The sequence below is a fragment of the Curtobacterium pomorum genome, from assembly GCF_044497295.1.
Taxonomy (GTDB): domain Bacteria; phylum Actinomycetota; class Actinomycetes; order Actinomycetales; family Microbacteriaceae; genus Curtobacterium.
The window spans coordinates 3,609,280-3,626,485 of sequence record NZ_CP172409.1 but is presented as its reverse complement, the minus strand read 5'-3'; the positions used below and the strand labels follow the sequence as shown (position 1 = coordinate 3,626,485).

The 17,206-nt window shown below is 69.1% G+C and carries 16 protein-coding genes; 12 read left to right on the top strand and 4 right to left on the bottom strand.

Annotation, left to right across the window (positions count from 1 at the left end):
* Positions 1 to 101 precede the first annotated feature (101 nt).
* The 3 genes from ACGH48_RS17340 to guaB form a co-directional block, all read right to left on the bottom strand.
* The gene (locus ACGH48_RS17340) at positions 102 to 1,433 is read right to left on the bottom strand and encodes an ABC transporter substrate-binding protein (protein ID WP_123311793.1); all 1,332 of its coding nucleotides are present in this window, start codon (positions 1,431 to 1,433) and stop codon (positions 102 to 104) included.
* Between the two features lie 190 nt (positions 1,434 to 1,623).
* Positions 1,624 to 2,007: a VOC family protein gene (locus tag ACGH48_RS17335; RefSeq protein ID WP_340197760.1), complete on the bottom strand. Its 384-nt coding sequence runs from the start codon at positions 2,005 to 2,007 to the stop codon at positions 1,624 to 1,626.
* A 74-nt stretch (positions 2,008 to 2,081) separates the two neighbouring features.
* Positions 2,082 to 3,584: an IMP dehydrogenase gene (guaB, locus tag ACGH48_RS17330; RefSeq protein WP_123293173.1), complete on the bottom strand. Its 1,503-nt coding sequence runs from the start codon at positions 3,582 to 3,584 to the stop codon at positions 2,082 to 2,084.
* A gap of 252 nt (positions 3,585 to 3,836) precedes the next feature.
* Here guaB and ACGH48_RS17325 point away from each other — a divergent pair, with 252 nt between their 5' ends.
* From ACGH48_RS17325 to ACGH48_RS17295, 7 genes are all read left to right on the top strand, one after another.
* A complete protein-coding gene (locus ACGH48_RS17325) occupies positions 3,837 to 5,231 on the top strand; it encodes a branched-chain amino acid ABC transporter permease (protein WP_260232981.1) in 1,395 nt (464 codons plus the stop codon).
* A gap of 12 nt (positions 5,232 to 5,243) precedes the next feature.
* On the top strand, positions 5,244 to 6,230 hold the full coding sequence (locus ACGH48_RS17320; RefSeq protein ID WP_123311797.1) for a branched-chain amino acid ABC transporter permease: 987 nt from the start codon (positions 5,244 to 5,246) through the stop codon (positions 6,228 to 6,230).
* A complete protein-coding gene (locus tag ACGH48_RS17315; protein WP_123293178.1) occupies positions 6,223 to 7,125 on the top strand; it encodes an ABC transporter ATP-binding protein in 903 nt (300 codons plus the stop codon). The genes ACGH48_RS17320 and ACGH48_RS17315 overlap by 8 nt, the downstream gene beginning before the upstream one ends.
* Entirely contained in the window at positions 7,122 to 7,928 is an 807-nt protein-coding gene (locus ACGH48_RS17310) for an ABC transporter ATP-binding protein (RefSeq protein ID WP_340197759.1), read from the top strand. The genes ACGH48_RS17315 and ACGH48_RS17310 overlap by 4 nt, the downstream gene beginning before the upstream one ends.
* A gap of 146 nt (positions 7,929 to 8,074) precedes the next feature.
* Positions 8,075 to 8,266, top strand: coding sequence for a hypothetical protein (locus ACGH48_RS17305; protein WP_027466695.1), 192 nt, complete (start codon positions 8,075 to 8,077; stop codon positions 8,264 to 8,266).
* Between the two features lie 198 nt (positions 8,267 to 8,464).
* On the top strand, positions 8,465 to 9,583 hold the full coding sequence (locus ACGH48_RS17300; protein WP_123311799.1) for a GuaB3 family IMP dehydrogenase-related protein: 1,119 nt from the start codon (positions 8,465 to 8,467) through the stop codon (positions 9,581 to 9,583).
* Positions 9,584 to 9,648: 65 nt separating this feature from the next.
* Positions 9,649 to 11,535, top strand: a complete 1,887-nt coding sequence (locus ACGH48_RS17295; RefSeq protein ID WP_396289522.1) for a glycerol-3-phosphate dehydrogenase/oxidase — start codon at positions 9,649 to 9,651, stop codon at positions 11,533 to 11,535.
* Positions 11,536 to 11,593: 58 nt separating this feature from the next.
* On the opposite strand, the gene ACGH48_RS17290 is transcribed toward ACGH48_RS17295, so the two are convergent.
* A complete protein-coding gene (locus ACGH48_RS17290; protein WP_396289520.1) occupies positions 11,594 to 12,094 on the bottom strand; it encodes a hypothetical protein in 501 nt (166 codons plus the stop codon).
* Between the two features lie 84 nt (positions 12,095 to 12,178).
* Here ACGH48_RS17290 and ACGH48_RS17285 point away from each other — a divergent pair, with 84 nt between their 5' ends.
* The 5 genes from ACGH48_RS17285 to guaA are packed head-to-tail and all read left to right on the top strand — an operon-like array spanning position 12,179 to position 16,983.
* Positions 12,179 to 12,709, top strand: a complete 531-nt coding sequence (locus tag ACGH48_RS17285; RefSeq protein WP_071260110.1) for a cation:proton antiporter regulatory subunit — start codon at positions 12,179 to 12,181, stop codon at positions 12,707 to 12,709.
* 3 nt (positions 12,710 to 12,712) lie between these two features.
* Positions 12,713 to 14,164: a cation:proton antiporter gene (locus tag ACGH48_RS17280; RefSeq protein WP_396289519.1), complete on the top strand. Its 1,452-nt coding sequence runs from the start codon at positions 12,713 to 12,715 to the stop codon at positions 14,162 to 14,164.
* 5 nt (positions 14,165 to 14,169) lie between these two features.
* Positions 14,170 to 14,949, top strand: a complete 780-nt coding sequence (locus ACGH48_RS17275; RefSeq protein ID WP_396289516.1) for an SURF1 family cytochrome oxidase biogenesis protein — start codon at positions 14,170 to 14,172, stop codon at positions 14,947 to 14,949.
* Between the two features lie 10 nt (positions 14,950 to 14,959).
* Positions 14,960 to 15,406, top strand: a complete 447-nt coding sequence (locus tag ACGH48_RS17270; protein ID WP_123311809.1) for a DUF3817 domain-containing protein — start codon at positions 14,960 to 14,962, stop codon at positions 15,404 to 15,406.
* On the top strand, positions 15,403 to 16,983 hold the full coding sequence (gene guaA, locus ACGH48_RS17265) for a glutamine-hydrolyzing GMP synthase (protein WP_340197755.1): 1,581 nt from the start codon (positions 15,403 to 15,405) through the stop codon (positions 16,981 to 16,983). The genes ACGH48_RS17270 and guaA overlap by 4 nt, the downstream gene beginning before the upstream one ends.
* Positions 16,984 to 17,206 lie beyond the last annotated feature (223 nt).

Sequence of the window (17,206 nt, the reverse complement as noted above, 5' to 3'; positions counted from 1 at the left end):
GTCCGCCCGTCAGCACGGCGCAGCTGCCCGCACGCGAAAGCGACAGTCCCCCGCGGATGACCCGCGGGGGACTGTCGCTTTCGTGGGGTGGAGCCGGTGCTCTACTTCTTGACCGCGCCCTGGATGGCGCTCTGGTAGACGGGCTTGTTGTCGCCGTCGAACTTGTAGATGCCGATGTAGGCGCTCGACGGGTCGTTGTTGTCGTCGAACGGACCGATGCCGGACGGGCCGGTGTAGTGGATGTCCTTGCCGTCGTCGAGGAGCGCGACGCACTCCTTGAACGTGGCGCACTCGGTGCCGCCGTCGGCTCCGGAGACCGCGGCCATGTTCGCCTGGATCGTGCCGGAGTCGGTGCCCTTGCCCTTCACCGCAGCCAGGGCGGCGAGGACGGTGGCGTCGTAGGACTCCGCCGCGTACGAGTAGTCGGCGAGCGTCTTGCCCGACGAGTCCTTGTAGAAGGCGGACAGCTGCTTCTTGAAGTCGTCCTTCGGCGAGGCACCGGGGATGGTGCCCTGGGCGCCGGTCAGGGTGCCCTTGTCGAAGTCCTTCGAGTAGTCCGCCGTGTTGCCGTCGGACATGTAGATCTTCGCCGTGTTCCCCTGCGAGACGAGCTCCGGGATGATCGACTTCGTCTCGTCGAAGGCCAGGACGACGATCGCGTCCGGCTTGGCTGCGAGCGCGGCCGTCACCTCGGACGAGAACGTGGTCTGACCGGGCGGGAACTCCTGGCCCTCGCCCTTGCCGCCGTAGACGACCTGGCCACCGGAGGCCTCGACCGCGGACTGCACCGAGTTGCGGAGGCCCGTGCCGTAGGTGTCGTTGAAGACGAGGAAGGCGACCTTGGCGTTGCCGTCACCGGTCACGAGCTGACCGAGCGCCGAACCCTGCACCGAGTCCGGCGGAGCGGTCCGGTAGTAGTACGACGAGTAGCCCGAGAGGTCGCTCGCGGTGTTCGCGGGCGAGATCTCGACGATGCAGTTGCTGGTGAGCTGGTCGATGACGTTGAGCGTGACCGACGAGGACTCGGCGCCGATTGCGACCGGGACCTTCGCGTTCACGAGCTTCGTCGCAGCCGAGCTCGACACGGTCATGTCGTTGCTGTCGCCGGAGTCGGTCGCGGGGTCGATGGTGACGTCCTTGTCGAGGACGCCGCCCGCGGCGTTGATGTCCTTGACCGCGAGGCCGACACCGGACTCGGCCGGCGGGTTCAGGTAGGCGAGCGAGCCGGTGAGCGGCAGGATCGTGCCGATCTTCAGCGCGTCGGTGCTGGGGGTGTCGGGGGCCTTGCAGCTGGCGGCGGGGTCCTTCTTCGCGTCGCTCGACGCCGAGCTGGAAGGGGAGTCGCCGCTGCTGGTCGTGGAACACGCGGCGAGCAGGACGGCTGCTGCGCCTGCCAACGCCAGTGCCGTGGTGGCACGGGTGGTTCTGATCATCCGTGGAGCCCTTTCTCTGCGCGGAGGCGTTGCCGCTTCGGGTCGAACGCGGCGCCTCCACTGGATGTCGAGAAACGTAGGGTCCGTGTGTTTCGCCCGTGTGACGGGGCGGTACGCAAAACTGTTTCGTTACCGAGCCGTGACGTTCCTGTGCGGAGGATCAGGGATCGGCGCCCGGACCGGTCCCGCGTCAGCCGTCGCGTTCAGCCGCGGAACGCAGCACGCAGAACTCGTTGCCCTCCGGATCCGCGAACACGACCCACCCACCGTCGTCGTGTCGGAGGTCCGCGAGTTCGGTCGCACCGATGCCCCGCAGCCGCTCGACCTCGGCATCGCGCGTGCGGTCGGTGGGACGCAGGTCGAAGTGGATCCGGTTCTTCACGGACTTCGCCTCGGGGACCTGGATGAACAGCACCTGGTGCGAGCCGTCGGGCGCGGTGATCATGCACTCCTCGTGCCCGGGGGCGTTCGGGTCGTCGGCGATGTCGACGTAGCCGAGGACCTGCTTCCACCACTCCGACAGGGCGTAGGCGTCACGGCAGTCGATCGTGGTGTGGGAGACGGCGCTGACCATGCCGTGACACTACTGCCGGCAGACGACGAACGCCCCGCTCCGGTGGGGAGCGGGGCGTTCGGGGTGCAGTCGGCTCAGCTGCGGTAGTTCGGCGCCTCGACGACCATCTGGACGTCGTGCGGGTGCGACTCCTTGAGCCCGGCAGCCGTGATGCGGACGAACTTGCCGCGGGCCTTGAGCTCCGGGATCGTGCGGCCGCCGACGTAGAACATCGACTGCCGGAGCCCACCGGTGAGCTGGTACACGACGTTGCCGACCGAGCCGCGGTAGGGCACCTGGCCCTCGATGCCCTCGGGGATCAGCTTGTCGTCGTTGGGGACGTCGGCCTGGAAGTAGCGGTCCTTCGAGTACGAGGTCTTCTTGCCGCGGGTCTGCAGTGCGCCCAGGGAGCCCATCCCGCGGTACGCCTTGAACTGCTTGCCGCCCACGAAGACCAGGTCGCCGGGGGACTCGTCGGTGCCGGCCAGCAGCGAGCCGAGCATGACGGTGTCGGCACCGGCCACCAGGGCCTTGGCGATGTCGCCCGAGTACTGCAGGCCACCGTCGGCGATGATCGGCACGCCGGCTTCGCGTGCTGCGAGGGAGGCCTCGTACACGGCGGTGACCTGCGGCACACCGACGCCGGCGACGACGCGGGTGGTGCAGATCGAGCCGGGCCCGACGCCCACCTTGACGGCGTCGACACCGGCGTCGATGAGTGCCTGCGCACCGGCACGGGTCGCGACGTTGCCGCCGATGACGTCGATGTCCGCGAACGACGGGTCGGCCTTGAGACGGCGCACCATGTCGAGCACGCCTTCGCTCTCGCCGTTTGCGGTGTCGACGACGAGCACGTCGACGCCGGCGTCACGCAGGGCCTCGGCACGCTGCCAGGCGTCACCGAAGAAGCCGATCGCGGCACCGACGCGCAGTCGGCCCTCGTCGTCCTTCGTGGCGTCCGGGTACTGCTCGCTCTTGTCGAAGTCCTTGACGGTGATGAGACCGCGGAGCTTGCCTTCGGCGTCCACCAGCGGCAGCTTCTCGATCTTGTGCTGCGCGAAGATCGCGATGGCCTCTTCCGGGTCGATGCCCTCCATCGCGGTGATCAGCGGCGCCTTGGTCATGACGTCGCGCACGAAGGTGGTCGACTGCTCGAACGTGGCCACGAACCGCATGTCGCGGTTGGTGATGATGCCGACGAGGGTGCCGTCCGCCTCGACCACGGGCAGGCCGGAGACGCGGAACTGACCGCAGATCGCGTCGACCTCGGCCACCGTGGCGTCCGGGGTGGTGGTCACCGGGTTGGTGATCATGCCCGACTCGGAGCGCTTGACCTTGTCGACGTAGGCCGCCTGGTCCTCGATGGACAGGTTGCGGTGCAGGATCCCGATGCCGCCCTGCCGCGCCATGGCGATGGCCATGCGGGCTTCGGTGACGGTGTCCATCGCCGCGGAGAGCAGCGGGACGTTGACGGAGATCCGCCTGGTGAGCCGGGACGCGGTGGACGCCTCGCTCGGGATGACGTCGGTGTGCCCCGGCAGGAGCATGACGTCGTCGTACGTGAGTCCGATGAATCCGAACGGATCCGGCTGGTCCATGGGTCCCCTTCGTGGGCGAGTGAAGTGGTCGAGACACCGGGAACGCAACGGCGGGTTCCGGATAGGACATGGTAACGCGCATGGGCCCTCCCGCTATTCCGCGTTCCGCCTGGGGGAACGGATCGCGCCCCCTTCGGACGCGTTCCTCCACAACGTCACAGTTCGGGTACGAATCACACAGGGAACGTGTTGGAAACACGGGTGTCACAAAATCCCCATAGGTTCCTCGTCATCCGAACGAGAGGCTCTTCCGTGGGATCCATCACTCCTCCGGGACGGGCGCAGCCGCGTCTGTTCCGCCTCCGCCAGGCGCGACGTCGACCGGTCCTCGCGGCCGTGCTCGTCGCCGCGTTCCTGGCGACCTTCCTGATCGACTGGGCGGTCACCCTGCCGGCCTTCAGCGCCACGTCGGCGCCGGCCACCAGTCAGTCCTGCACCGTCAGCCCCGACAACGGGTGCATCCAGGGCACGATCACCGACTCCGAGCGCGAACCGGCCGAGGACGTCGACGTCGACGTCGCCGGCCCCGGTGGCTTCGCCGAGACGGCGACGACGAACGCCGACGGCCGCTGGTCGGTCAGCGTCGACGAGGCCGGCGAGTACACCGTCAGCGTCGACCAGGCCACCCTGCCGAAGGGCCAGTACCTGACGAACGCGGCCGACGCCGAGCGCAAGGTCCAGGCGACGCTGAACGCCAACGTCGGACAGATCTTCCAGCTGTCCGACCAGAAGGGCGCGACGACCACGTCCGACTCGTCGAGCGTCAGCCCGCAGCGGGCATGGCAGCAGTTCGCCTCGGGCATCCGCCTCGGCCTGCTCATCGCGCTCGCGTCGATCGGCCTCTCGCTCATCTACGGCACGACGGGGCTGTCGAGCTTCTCGCACGGCGAGCAGGTCACCCTCGGCGGGCTGCTGGCCTACGTGTTCGCGAACCAGCTCGGCTGGAACATCTGGGTGACCGGCATCGTCGTCACGTTGTTGTGCGCGGCGACCGGGTACCTGCAGGACGCCGGGATCTGGCGACCGCTGCGGCGCAAGCGGATCAGCCTCACGCAGCTCATGATCGTGACGATCGGTCTGTCGATCGCCGCCCAGTACGCGTTCCAGTACTTCTTCGGCGCAGCGACCGTCCGCATCCAGCAGGGCAACCCCGAGACGGTCCGGTTCGCCGGGGTCACCCTCACGGTGCAGTCCTACGTGGCGATGGGCATCGCGCTCGTCGTCCTGGTCGCCACCGGGCTGTTCCTGGCGAAGACCCGCTTCGGCCGAGCCACCCGTGCGGTGTCGGACAACCCGGCGCTCGCCGCAGCGTCCGGCATCGACGTCGACCGGGTCATCCGCTTCGTGTGGACGCTCGCCGCCGGTCTCGCCGGGCTGTCCGGCGTGATGCTCGGCCTCGTCCTGAACGGCGTGAACTGGCAGACCGGCCTGCAGCTGCTCCTGCTCATGTTCGCCTCGGTCACGCTCGGTGGCCTCGGCACGGCCTACGGCGCACTCGTCGGGTCGATGATCATCGGCGTCGTCGTCGAGCTCACGAACCTCGTGCTCCCCGGTGACTTCAAGTACGCCACCGCCCTCGTCATCCTCATCCTCATCCTGCTGTTCCGACCGCAGGGCATCTTCGGCCGCGCCGAGCGGGTCGGCTAAGGGAGCACGCGCATGGACTACATCCTCAACCTGCTGTCCTCGCTCACCCAGGAGGCCCTCGCCCCGACCACGGCGGCGTTCGCGCTGGCAGCCATCGGACTGAACGTGCACTTCGGCCTGACCGGGCTCGTGAACATGGGCCAGGCGGCGTTCCTGCTGCTCGGTGCCTACGGCTTCGCGATCTCGATCACCAACGGGCTGCCGTTCGTGATGGCGGTGCTCATCGCCCTGCTCGTCGCCATCGTGTTCGCGATCATCCTCGGCGTCCCGACCCTGCGGCTCCGCGGCGACTACCTGGCGATCGTGACGATCTCCGGCGCCGAGATCATCCGCATGGTCGGCCGTTCGAGCCTGCTCACCACGACGACCGGCGGCTCGAACGGCATCACCGGGTCGAGCTACCGCGACCCCTTCACCGCCCTGAGCCCGCTGCCCGACGGCACCACGACGATCCTCTGGTTCACCTACGCCAACAACGGTGTCAACGGCTGGTGGATCCGCATCGCGGCCTGGGCGCTCGTCGCCCTGTTCACGCTCGTGCTCTTCCTGCTCATGCGCAGCCCCTGGGGTCGTGTCCTGAAGGCGATCCGCGAGGACGAGGACGCCGTCCGCTCCCTCGGCAAGAACGTCTACTCGTACAAGATGCAGGCGCTCGTGTTCGGTGGCGCACTCGGTGCGATCGCCGGGATCATCTACGTCCTGCCGAGTTCGGTGCAGCCGGACGCCATGGGCCGCTCGATGACGTTCTTCATCTGGACGGCGCTCATCCTCGGCGGTGCCGCGACGGTGTTCGGTCCGGTGCTCGGCGCCGTGCTCTTCTTCGTCCTCCGCCTCTTCATCCGCACCCTGGCCGGCGACTTCATCCCGGACTCGATCATGAACGCGCAGCAGGCGGAGCAGTTCTCATACGTGCTCGTCGGCGTCGCGCTCATGCTCCTGATCGTGTTCCGTCCACAGGGGTTGCTCGGCAACAAGAAGGAGCTGACGTTCAGTGTCTGAGACCTACGGCTACACGAAGGCCGACCCGATCCTCACCGTCGACGGCGTCACCCGGCACTTCGGCGGCATGACCGCCGTGGACGTCGACCACCTCGAGGTCCAGCGCGGTTCGATCACGGCCCTGATCGGCCCGAACGGTGCCGGCAAGACGACGTTCTTCAACCTGCTGACCGGCTTCGACAAGCCGAGCCCCGGCGCGAGGACGCAGTTCAACGGCGCGACCCTGCAGAAGACGAGTGCGACCCACATCGCCAACCGCGGCATGGTGCGCACGTTCCAGCTGACGAAGGCGTTGTCGCGGCTCACCGTCATGCAGAACATGCTCCTCGGCGCCCGCGACCAGCCCGGCGAGAACTTCTTCGCGGCGCTGATCAAGCCCGTGTGGGCGAAGCGGGAGCGCGAGATCACCGCGAAGGCCGAGGACCTCCTCGCCCGCTTCAAGCTCGACGACAAGGCCGACGACTACGCCGGTTCGCTGTCGGGCGGGCAGCGGAAGCTCCTCGAGATGGCCAGGGCGCTGATGTCCGACCCGACGATGATCATGCTCGACGAGCCGATGGCGGGCGTGAACCCCGCGCTGACGCAGTCGCTGCTCGGGCACATCCAGTCCCTGCGCGACGACGGCATGACCGTGCTCTTCGTCGAGCACGACATGCACATGGTCCGGCACATCTCGGACTGGGTGGTCGTGATGGCCGAGGGCAAGGTCGTCGCCGAGGGTCCGGCCGACACCGTGATGGACGACCAGGCGGTCATCGACGCGTACCTCGGTGCGCACCACGACACCGACCTGGGCGACGACTCGCTCCTCACCGAGGAGACCTTCGAGGAACTGGCGGAGGAAGTCGCGGAAGAAGACGCGGCGGATGCAGCAGCAGAGGAGAAGACCCGATGACGGACGCAGTCGACCCCACGAACGCGAGCAGCGCCTCCAGTCCGTCCCAGGCGGCCACGCTGGAACGCGAGCCGGTGCTGAGCGCGAAGAACCTCGTCGCCGGCTACCTGCCGGGCGTGAACATCCTGAACGGCTGCGACCTGGACTGCTACCCCGGCGAGCTGATCGGCATCATCGGGCCGAACGGTGCGGGCAAGTCCACCCTGCTCAAGGCCCTGTTCGGTCTCGTGTCGATCCGCGAGGGATCGGTCACGCTGCAGGGTGAGGACATCACGAACCTCAAGGCGAACAAGCTCGTCCAGGCCGGCGTCGGCTTCGTCCCGCAGACGAACAACGTGTTCCCCTCGCTGTCCATCGAGGAGAACCTGCAGATGGGGCTGTACCTGCGGCCCCGCAAGTTCGCCGAGCGGCTCGAGGTCATCTACGACCTGTTCCCGGTGCTCGCGCAGCGGCGCGGCCAGCGGGCCGGCTCCCTGTCCGGCGGTGAGCGACAGTCGGTCGCGATGGCGCGCGCGCTGATGATGGACCCGAAGGTGCTCCTGCTCGACGAACCGAGCGCGGGCCTGTCGCCGGTGCGGCAGGACGAGACGTTCCTGCGGACCCGACGGATCAACAAGGCCGGTGTGTCGATCGTCATGGTGGAGCAGAACGCGCGACGCTGTCTGCAGATCTGCGATCGTGGGTACGTGCTCGACCAGGGGCGGAACGCGTACTCGGGCACGGGGAAGGAACTCGCGGACGACCCGAAGGTCATCGAGCTGTACCTGGGGACGCTCGCCAAGGACGTCGACGCAGGGCGCTAGCGCGCTGTGTCGACTGCGGGTACCGCTGTGGGGGTGGTATCCGCGATGGGTGGGGCCGTGCGTGGTCGCTTCGCGCCGCACGGCCCCGCTCCTGTACCCGGCCAGGAGGCGCGGCTCGCCCCGCGCGGGTCGGTATCGTTCCGCGGGTGCGCACCTCCGGACCCCTCGTGCTCGACGCCCTCGTCTGGCTCGTGTTCATCGCACTCTTCGTCGGGGCGGCGTTGCTCGTCAAGGTCGCGGCCGTGCTGCTCGTCGTCCTCGTGGTGCTCGCGCTCCTGCTCGGATTCGTGCTGCGGGCGCTCCGGAAGCGCCGACGGGCGCCGCGGCGTCCGCGCTGACGACTCCGCCCGCGCTGACGGCTCCGTGGTGATGGCTGCGTGGTGATGGCTGCGTGGTGCGAGGTTCCGCACGTCGTGCGACCCTCGCGACCTCGCACCGAACACGGAACCTCGCACCGTACGCGGCAGGCCTCGCACGGTGCGAGCCGCACCGTCCGGTCCGTGCACGCCCCCGGACCCGCCCGGTAGGCTTGCCGGGTGAGCGAAGTCGAGATCGGTGCAGGCAAGCGCGGACGTCGGGCGTACGCGTTCGACGACATCGCAGTGGTCCCCTCCAGGCGGACGCGTGACCCGCGCGACGTCAGCGTGCAGTGGTCGATCGACGCGTTCACCTTCGCGTCGCCGATCCTCTCCGCGCCGATGGACTCCGTGTCCTCGCCGGCCACGGTCATCCAGATGGGCAAGCTCGGCATCCTGGGCGTCCTCGACCTCGAGGGGCTGTGGACCCGGTACGAGGACCCGACGCCGTACTACGACGAGATCAAGTCGCTCACCGACGGCAACGTCACGAAGCGCATGCAGGAGATCTACTCCGAGCCGATCAAGCCGGAGCTGATCACCGCGCGCCTGGCCGAGATCCGTGCCGCCGGGGTCCCGGTCGCCGGCTCGCTCAGCCCGCAGCGCACGCAGGAGTTCTCGAAGACGGTCGTCGACGCCGGTGTCGACCTGTTCGTCATCCGCGGTACGACGGTCTCGGCCGAGCACGTGTCGCAGAACGAAGAGCCCCTCAACCTCAAGAAGTTCATCTACGAGCTCGACGTCCCGGTGATCGTGGGCGGTGCCTCGACCTACACGTCGGCGCTGCACCTGATGCGCACCGGTGCCGCCGGTGTCCTCGTCGGGTTCGGCGGCGGCGCTGCGTCGACCACGCGCGCCGCGCTCGGCATCCACGCGCCGATGGCCACCGCGGTCGCCGACGTCGCCGGCGCCCGTCGTGACTACCTGGACGAGTCGGGTGGCCGCTACGTGCACGTCATCGCCGACGGCGGGCTCGACACCGCCGGCGACATCGTCAAGGCGATCGCGGTCGGCGCCGACGCCGTCATGCTCGGCACCGCGCTCGCCCGTGCCACCGAGGCGCCCGGTGGCGGCTTCCACTGGGGTGCCGAGGCGCACCACCCGGAGCTGCCCCGTGGCCGCCGGGTCGAGGTGGGCACGATCGCCCCGCTCGAGAACGTGCTGAACGGTCCGACGCCGACCCACGACGGCCGTGCCAACCTCGTCGGTGCGCTGCGCCGATCGATGGCGACGACCGGATACTCCGACGCCAAGGAGTTCCAGCGAGTAGAAGTGGTCGTGGCGCCGTACCACCAGTGATCCTGGTGGCACCCGTGCACCGACGCGGGTGACGCCTCGGCGCCGACCGTGACCCGGAGGCGACGATGGCGAAGTCCAGCACCACGAAGCAGACCAGTTCGGCCGGACGTCCTGGCGTCGTCGTGCCGGGAGCGGGGTTCGACCCCGCGGCCAAGCTCGGCCCCGACGAACGCGCGGCGGCGATCGAGACCCTCAAGACGAAGGAGCTCGACGTCCTGGTCGTGGGCGGCGGCATCGTCGGTGCGGGCAGTGCGCTCGACGCCGTCACCCGCGGCCTGACCGTCGGCATCGTCGAGGCCCGCGACTGGGGCTCCGGCACGTCGAGCCGTTCGTCGAAGCTCGTGCACGGCGGCATCCGCTACCTGGAGCAGCTGAACTTCGGGCTCGTGCGCGAGGCCCTCATCGAACGCGGGCTGCTGCTGCAGCGGATCGCCCCGCACCTGGTGAAGCCGGTGCGCTTCCTGTACCCGCTCAACCACCGCGTGTGGGAGCGGTTCTACATCGGCATCGGCATGGCGATGTACGACGCCTTCAGCTGGTCCGGCGGACGCCCGCCCGGGGTCCCGCACCACCGGCACCTCAGCCGCACGCAGGTGCTCCGCTCGATGCCGTCGCTCAAGAAGGACGCCTTCGTCGGCGGCATGACCTACTACGACGCCCAGGTCGACGATGCCCGCTACGTGGCCTCGCTCGTCCGCACCGCGGTGTCCTACGGTGCCCACGCCGCGAGCCGGCTTCGGATCGAGGGCTTCATCAAGGTGGGGGAGCGCGTCGTCGGCGCGCAGGCCCACGACATCCAGACCGGGGAGCGGTTCGAGATCCGCGCGAAGCAGGTCGTGAACGCCACGGGTGTCTGGACGGACGACACGCAGGCGATGATCGGCACCCGCGGGCAGTTCAAGGTGCGGGCGTCGAAGGGCGTGCACCTGGTCATCCCGCGCGACCGGTTCCAGTCGAACATGGGCATGATCCTGCGCACCGAGAAGAGCGTGCTGTTCGTGATCCCGTGGGGCCGGCACTGGCTGGTCGGCACGACCGACACCGACTGGTACCTCGACAAGGCGCACCCGGCGGCGACCGCGGCGGACATCGACTACATCCTCGAACACGTCAACAAGGTGCTCCGCGTCCCGCTCACCCGTGAGGACGTCGAGGGTGTCTACGCGGGCCTCCGGCCGTTGCTGGCGGGGGAGTCCGACCAGACCTCGAAGCTCAGCCGCGAGCACGTCGTGGCGCACACGGTACCCGGGCTCGTGGTCGTCGCCGGCGGCAAGTGGACGACCTACCGGGTGATGGGCAAGGACGCCATCGACGAGGCCGTCGCCGCGATGGACGGCAAGATCCCGGCGTCGACGACCGAGGACATCCCACTGCTCGGCGCCGAGGGCTACCCGGCCGCGTGGAACCGCCGCGCACGGACCGCCCGGAGCTTCAACGTGCACAAGGTCCGCATCGAGCACCTGCTGAACCGCTACGGCACCCTGGCCACCGAGGTGCTGCAGCTCGTCGAGCAGGACCCGACCCTGGCCGAGCCGCTCCCGGGCGCCGACGACTACATCGGTGCCGAGGTCGTGTACGCAGCCTCGCACGAGGGGGCCCTGCACCTGGAGGACGTCCTCGCCCGCCGCACCCGCATCTCGATCGAGGCCTGGGACCGCGGTGAGTCGGCGGCCCCGGTCGCTGCGAAGCTCATGGCCGACGTGCTCGGCTGGGACCAGGAGACGACCGAGCACGAGGTGTCGAACTACCTGAAGCGCGTGGCCGCGGAACGCGAGTCGCAGCTGCAGCCCGACGACGAGAGCGCCGACCGCGTGCGGCTCGAGGCGCCGGACATCGCGTTCGGCTTCGACGAGGACGACGTCGTCGTGGGTGGCGGCCGCAGCAGCGGCGCCGAGGGCGCGAAGGCGTCGGACGAGCAGGTCGTGGGGGAGAAGACGAGCGAGCCGGAGTAACGACCCGCGTCGCGGACGCGGCCACGGGCCTCCGGACGGGAGGCCCGGGGTGCGTCCGTCAGGCGGCCAGCGTCCCCGCCACGGTGCGACCACGGCGTCGCTCGCCGACGACGAGCACGACCGGGATCGCGAGCAGTGCGACGAGACTCGTGACGTACAGCACACCGGCCCAGATGGTGTGGTCCTCGCCGCCGATGCCGTAGCCGTCGGCCACGTCCATCCCGAGCTGGAACCCGGAACCGAACACCTGGACGGCGCCTGCGGCCACGATCGCCAGCAGCCAGACGGCGGCGACGTGCGCCGTCGTCCGCCGGACCAGCGTCACGATCAGGACCGTGACCGCCAACGCGATGCCGACCGCCGCGATGACGAGCACCGCCACGACGTCGGTCCGCACCTGGTACCCCTGCGCGTCGAGGTGGCGGTAGATCGCACCGAGCGACTGCCCGGGCACCGCGCCGAGCGGATCGAGCACGAGCGCGTTGAGCGCCAGCAACCCCGCGTACAGCGCGACGACCAGCGTCCCGACGACCCCGACGACGATCCGAGTTCTCCCCATGCGGTGACGATAGCGGCCCGGCAGGTGTGGAATGGCCGGGCACCCCCGGTGGTTATCATCGGGGTACTCGAAAAGGGAGCCATCATGGTCGACGTCCATCGCGTCAAACTCCCCGGAGTCGGCGTGCTGCACAGCTTCTACACCGACGACGGTGGCAAGTGCGGTGTCATCACGCACCGGTCGGGTCACTCCGACCTCATCTCGTTCGCCGACGTCTCCGACGGCGCGGACAAGTCCGAGAAGGTCTCGCTGCGCCTCAGCGAGGACGAGGCGCACACCCTCGCCGAACTCCTGGGCGGTACCCGGATCACCGAGGGCCTCGACAAGCTCGACGAGATCCCCGGCCTGTCCATCGACTGGTTCTCGGTCGACTACGACGACGCGATCGCCGGCAAGCCCCTCGGCGACCTGCACGACTCCGGCTTCATCGGCCTGACCGTCGTGGCCGTCGTCCGTGGCGACAGCGCCAACCCGGCACCCTCGCCGGACTTCGTCGTGTTCCCCGGGGACACCATCGTCGTCGCCGGTTCCCCCGAGAAGGTCGCCAAGGCCTTCTCCTTCTACCGCAGCGGAGAGCTTGCGGCCGCATCGGCCGAGGCCCCGCGGAAGAGCTAGGGCATGCACCTGGGCGGTGAACTGCTCACCATCGGTGTGCTGTTCGTCATCGCCTACGTGCTCGGGCGGCTCGGCAAGACCATCGGTCTGCCGGCGATCCCGATCTACATGATCGTCGGGCTCATCGCGAGCCCGCACACCCCGTGGATCGGCCTGAGCGTCGAGTCGCACACGATCGAGCTCATCGCGACGTTCGGGCTCATCCTGCTGCTGTTCAACCTCGGGTTGGAGTTCGACCAGGAGGAGTTCTACGGCAACGCCGGCAAACTCCTCGTGTCGGGCGGCACCTACGTCGTCATCAACATGGGTGTCGGGTTCGCCTTCGGGTTCTCGCTCGGCTGGGGAACCCGAGAAGCCCTGATCATCGCCGGCATGACGGCCACGTCGTCGAGCGCGATCGTGACGAAGCTCCTCATCGAGCTGCGACGGCTCGCGAACGACGAGACCCCGATGATCCTGGGCGTCACGGTCATCGAGGACGTCTTCATCGCCATCTACCTGGCGATCGTCTCCGTCGTGCTGTCCGGCGACACCAACGCCTGGGCCGTCGTGGGCAAGCTCGCGCTCGCGTTCGGCTTCCTGATCGTGATGTTCACGCTCGCCCGGTTCGCCGGCAAGTGGGTGTCGAAGATCTTCGCGACGCGTGACGACGAACTGTTCACGGTGCTGTTCTTCGGGCTCGCCGTCATGTTCGGCGGCATCGGCGACCTGCTCGGCGTGACCGACGCCATCGGCGCCTTCGTCATCGGCCTGCTCTGCGGCGCCACCCGGTACCGCGACCGCATCGAACAGCTCGCCCTGCCGATGCGTGACGTCTTCGCCGCGTTCTTCTTCGTGAACTTCGGGCTCGGTCTCGACCTGTCGACCTTCGGCGAGGTGCTCTGGCCGGTCCTCGGTGCGATCGGCATGACCGTCGCGCTGAACGCGGTCGCCGGGCAGATCGTCGCGCGCATGAACGGCTTCAACGTCCAGCAGGGGATCAACACCGCCGTGATCCTGGTGAACCGTGGCGAGTTCGCGCTGATCCTCGCGACGCTCTCGGCTGCCGCCGGACTGGAGGCGCGGATCACCGCGTTCGCGGGCCTCTACGTCCTCGTCATGGCGATCCTCGGGCCCCTGCTCGCGGTGAACTCGGAGCGGATCGGCCGCCTCGTGGTGCGCCCCGCCCGTCTCGCCCGCCTGCGCGGGCGGCTCGGCGGTCGTCGTGCGGTCGCCGCGGCTGCCGCCGCCGAGGCCGCCGAGGCCGAAGCGGACGAAGCAGCGTCCGCCGCCGCGGCCCGCCGTGCCGAGCGGGACCGCCAGTTCGCGGAGGAGTTCGCGCTCGTGGAGGCCGCTGGCAGGGACGAGCAGGAGAATGGGTCACCGGAGGCGACCGACGAACCCGTCACGTCGCCCGTCGAGATCCCCACCGAGCGCCCCGAGCGTCCGGTCCGACAGCGCGATCCGGAGTACTGATACAGATGTGGGCCGTTGCCCGACGACCGAGGTGGATCGCGCTGCTGGTGCTGGCGCTCGTGCTGGCGGCGGTGTTCGCGGGGCTGGGCAAGTGGCAGCTCGAGCGGAGCATCGCCAACGGCAAGCCGCTGCCGGCGACCACCGAGACCCGCAAGACGCTCGAGGCGATCACCGCCCCCGAAGAGCCCGCGAGCGAGACCATCGCCGGCCAGAAGGTCACCGTCACCGGCACCTTCGTCGCCGGCGACACCACGATCCTGACCGGCCGCACCGGGGGTGGGACGTACCAGACCGTGGGACACATGGTGGACTCGGATGGTGGGGCGAGCCTCCCGGTCGTCATCGGGTGGTCCGACCAGCGGTCGGCCGCCGTCGCCGGTGGTGACCGCCTGGCGGACGGACAGACGATCACGGTGCAGGGCCGCTACTACCCGGCCGAGTCGCCCGACCAGGACACCTACAAGCAGGCGGAGTACTCCGCCGTGGCACCAGCCCGCTTCGTGAACACGTGGCAGGCCTTCGACGACCGGATGTACCTCGGGTACGTCGTCGCCGACGGCGCCACCGCGCAGGCCGCCGACCTCGGCACCATCGCCGACCGTGCGCCGTCGCGCGAGGTCCAGTTCGACTGGCTGAACCTGTTCTACGCGATCGAGTGGGTCGTCTTCGCCGGCTTCGCGGTGTTCCTCTGGTACCGGTTCGTGAAGGACGCCTGGGAGCGCGAGGAAGAGGAGCGGCGTGAGGCTGCCCTCAGCGTCGACGGGGCCCTCGCCGACCGACGGTAGGCTGGTCGTCATGGCCCTGACCGTCCGAACCCGCGACGTCCCGAAGATCCCGGGTGCGGTGAAGTGGTACCGCGTCTCCGCGTACATCACCGGTGTGCTGCTGCTGGCCCTCGTGATCGAGGTCATCATCAAGTACACGCCGCTCCAGCTCGAGATGCAGCTCGGCAACGGCCCGTTCTTCGTGCCGAACGGCACGGCCGGTGAAGCGCCCGGCACGTTCAACCTGTCGATCGCGATCCTCATCGCGCACGGCTGGCTGTACGTCCTCTACCTCTTCACGGACTTCCGTCTGTGGAGCATCATGCGCTGGAGGCCCTCCCGCTTCCTGCTCATCGCCCTCGGTGGCATCATCCCGTTCATGTCCTTCGTGGTCGAACACCGCATGCAGCAGAAGGCCATGGACACCTACCACGAGCTGATCGCTGCCCAGCAGCGTGAGAAGGAGGCCGCTCGGTGAGCGAGACCGAACAGCGTCCCGTCCTGGTCGTCGACTTCGGGGCCCAGTACGCGCAGCTCATCGCGCGTCGGGTCCGTGAAGCGAACGTCTACAGCGAGATCGTCCCGCACGACATCACCGCGGACGAGATCCGCGCCAAGGACCCGGCCGCCATCGTGCTGTCCGGTGGTCCGTCGTCCGTCTACGAGGACGGTGCCCCGTCACTCGACGGCGACATCCTCGAGCTCGGTGTCCCCGTGCTCGGCATCTGCTACGGCTTCCAGGCCATGGCGACCGCCCTCGGTGGCGAGGTGGCGAACACCGGCCTGCGCGAGTACGGCGCCACGTCCGTCGACGTCAGCGGGACCGACAGCGTCCTGCTCGGCGGGCAGCCCGGGTCCCAGGTCACGTGGATGTCGCACGGCGACTCCGTGGCGAAGGCACCCGAGGGCTTCGAGGTCCTCGCATCGAGCGCCTCGACCCCCGTCGCCGCCTTCGCGTCCGACGAGCGCAAGCTCTACGGCGTGCAGTGGCACCCCGAGGTGAAGCACTCCGAGCACGGCCAAGCCGTCCTCGAGAACTTCCTGCACCGCGCCGCCGGTCTGCCCGGCGACTGGAACTCGAGCAACGTCATCGACGAGCAGGTCGCCCGGATCCAGGCCCAGGTCGGGTCGAACCGCGTCATCGCCGGCCTGTCCGGTGGTGTCGACTCCGCCGTCGCCGCGGCCATCGTGCACAAGGCCGTCGGAGACCAGCTCACCTGCGTCTTCGTCGACCACGGGCTGCTCCGCGCCGACGAGCGCAAGCAGGTGGAAGAGGACTACGTCGCCTCCACCGGTGTCCGGCTCATCACGATCGACGCCGAGCAGCAGTTCCTCGACGCCCTCGCCGGCGTCAGCGACCCCGAGCAGAAGCGCAAGATCATCGGGCGCGAGTTCATCCGGACGTTCGAAGCCGCGGCCGAGGCGCTCGTGCTCGAGGCCCAGGCGTCCGACTCTGATGCCGAGGTCAAGTTCCTCGTGCAGGGCACGCTCTACCCCGACGTCGTCGAGTCCGGCGGCGGAGCCGGTACCGCGAACATCAAGTCGCACCACAACGTGGGCGGCCTGCCCGAGGACATGACCTTCGAGCTCGTCGAGCCGCTCCGTGCGCTCTTCAAGGACGAGGTCCGTGCCGTCGGCCGCGAGCTCGGCCTGCCCGAGGTCATCGTCGGCCGCCAGCCGTTCCCCGGACCGGGACTCGGCATCCGCATCGTCGGTTCGGTCGACAAGCAGCGGCTGGAGCTGCTCCGCGCGGCCGACAAGATCGCGCGCGAGGAACTCACCGCGGCCGGCCTCGACGGGGAGATCTGGCAGTGCCCGGTCGTCCTGCTCGCCGACGTCCGGTCCGTGGGTGTCCAGGGTGACGGTCGCACGTACGGGCACCCGATCGTGCTCCGTCCGGTCTCGTCGGAAGACGCCATGACCGCCGACTGGACGCGCCTGCCGTACGACGTGCTCGCGAAGATCTCGAACCGGATCACGAACGAGGTGCCCGACGTCAACCGGGTCGTGCTCGACGTCACGTCGAAGCCGCCGGGGACGATCGAGTGGGAGTGACGCTCCCCTGAACGACCGGAGGCCCGGCACGCACTGCGTGCCGGGCCTCCGCGCGTCCGGGGGTGCGTGCGCGCGTCGGGGCGGGCGCGGGTCGGGCTTCCCCGAGGTTCCGAAATCTCGGCATCTCGAGCTCCCCCCGGGGCATCCGTGGAACCTCGGCGTCACACCCGCGGCATGTCGTGGAACCTAGGCGCCGCGGGCACGGCGAGTCCCCACAACGCCA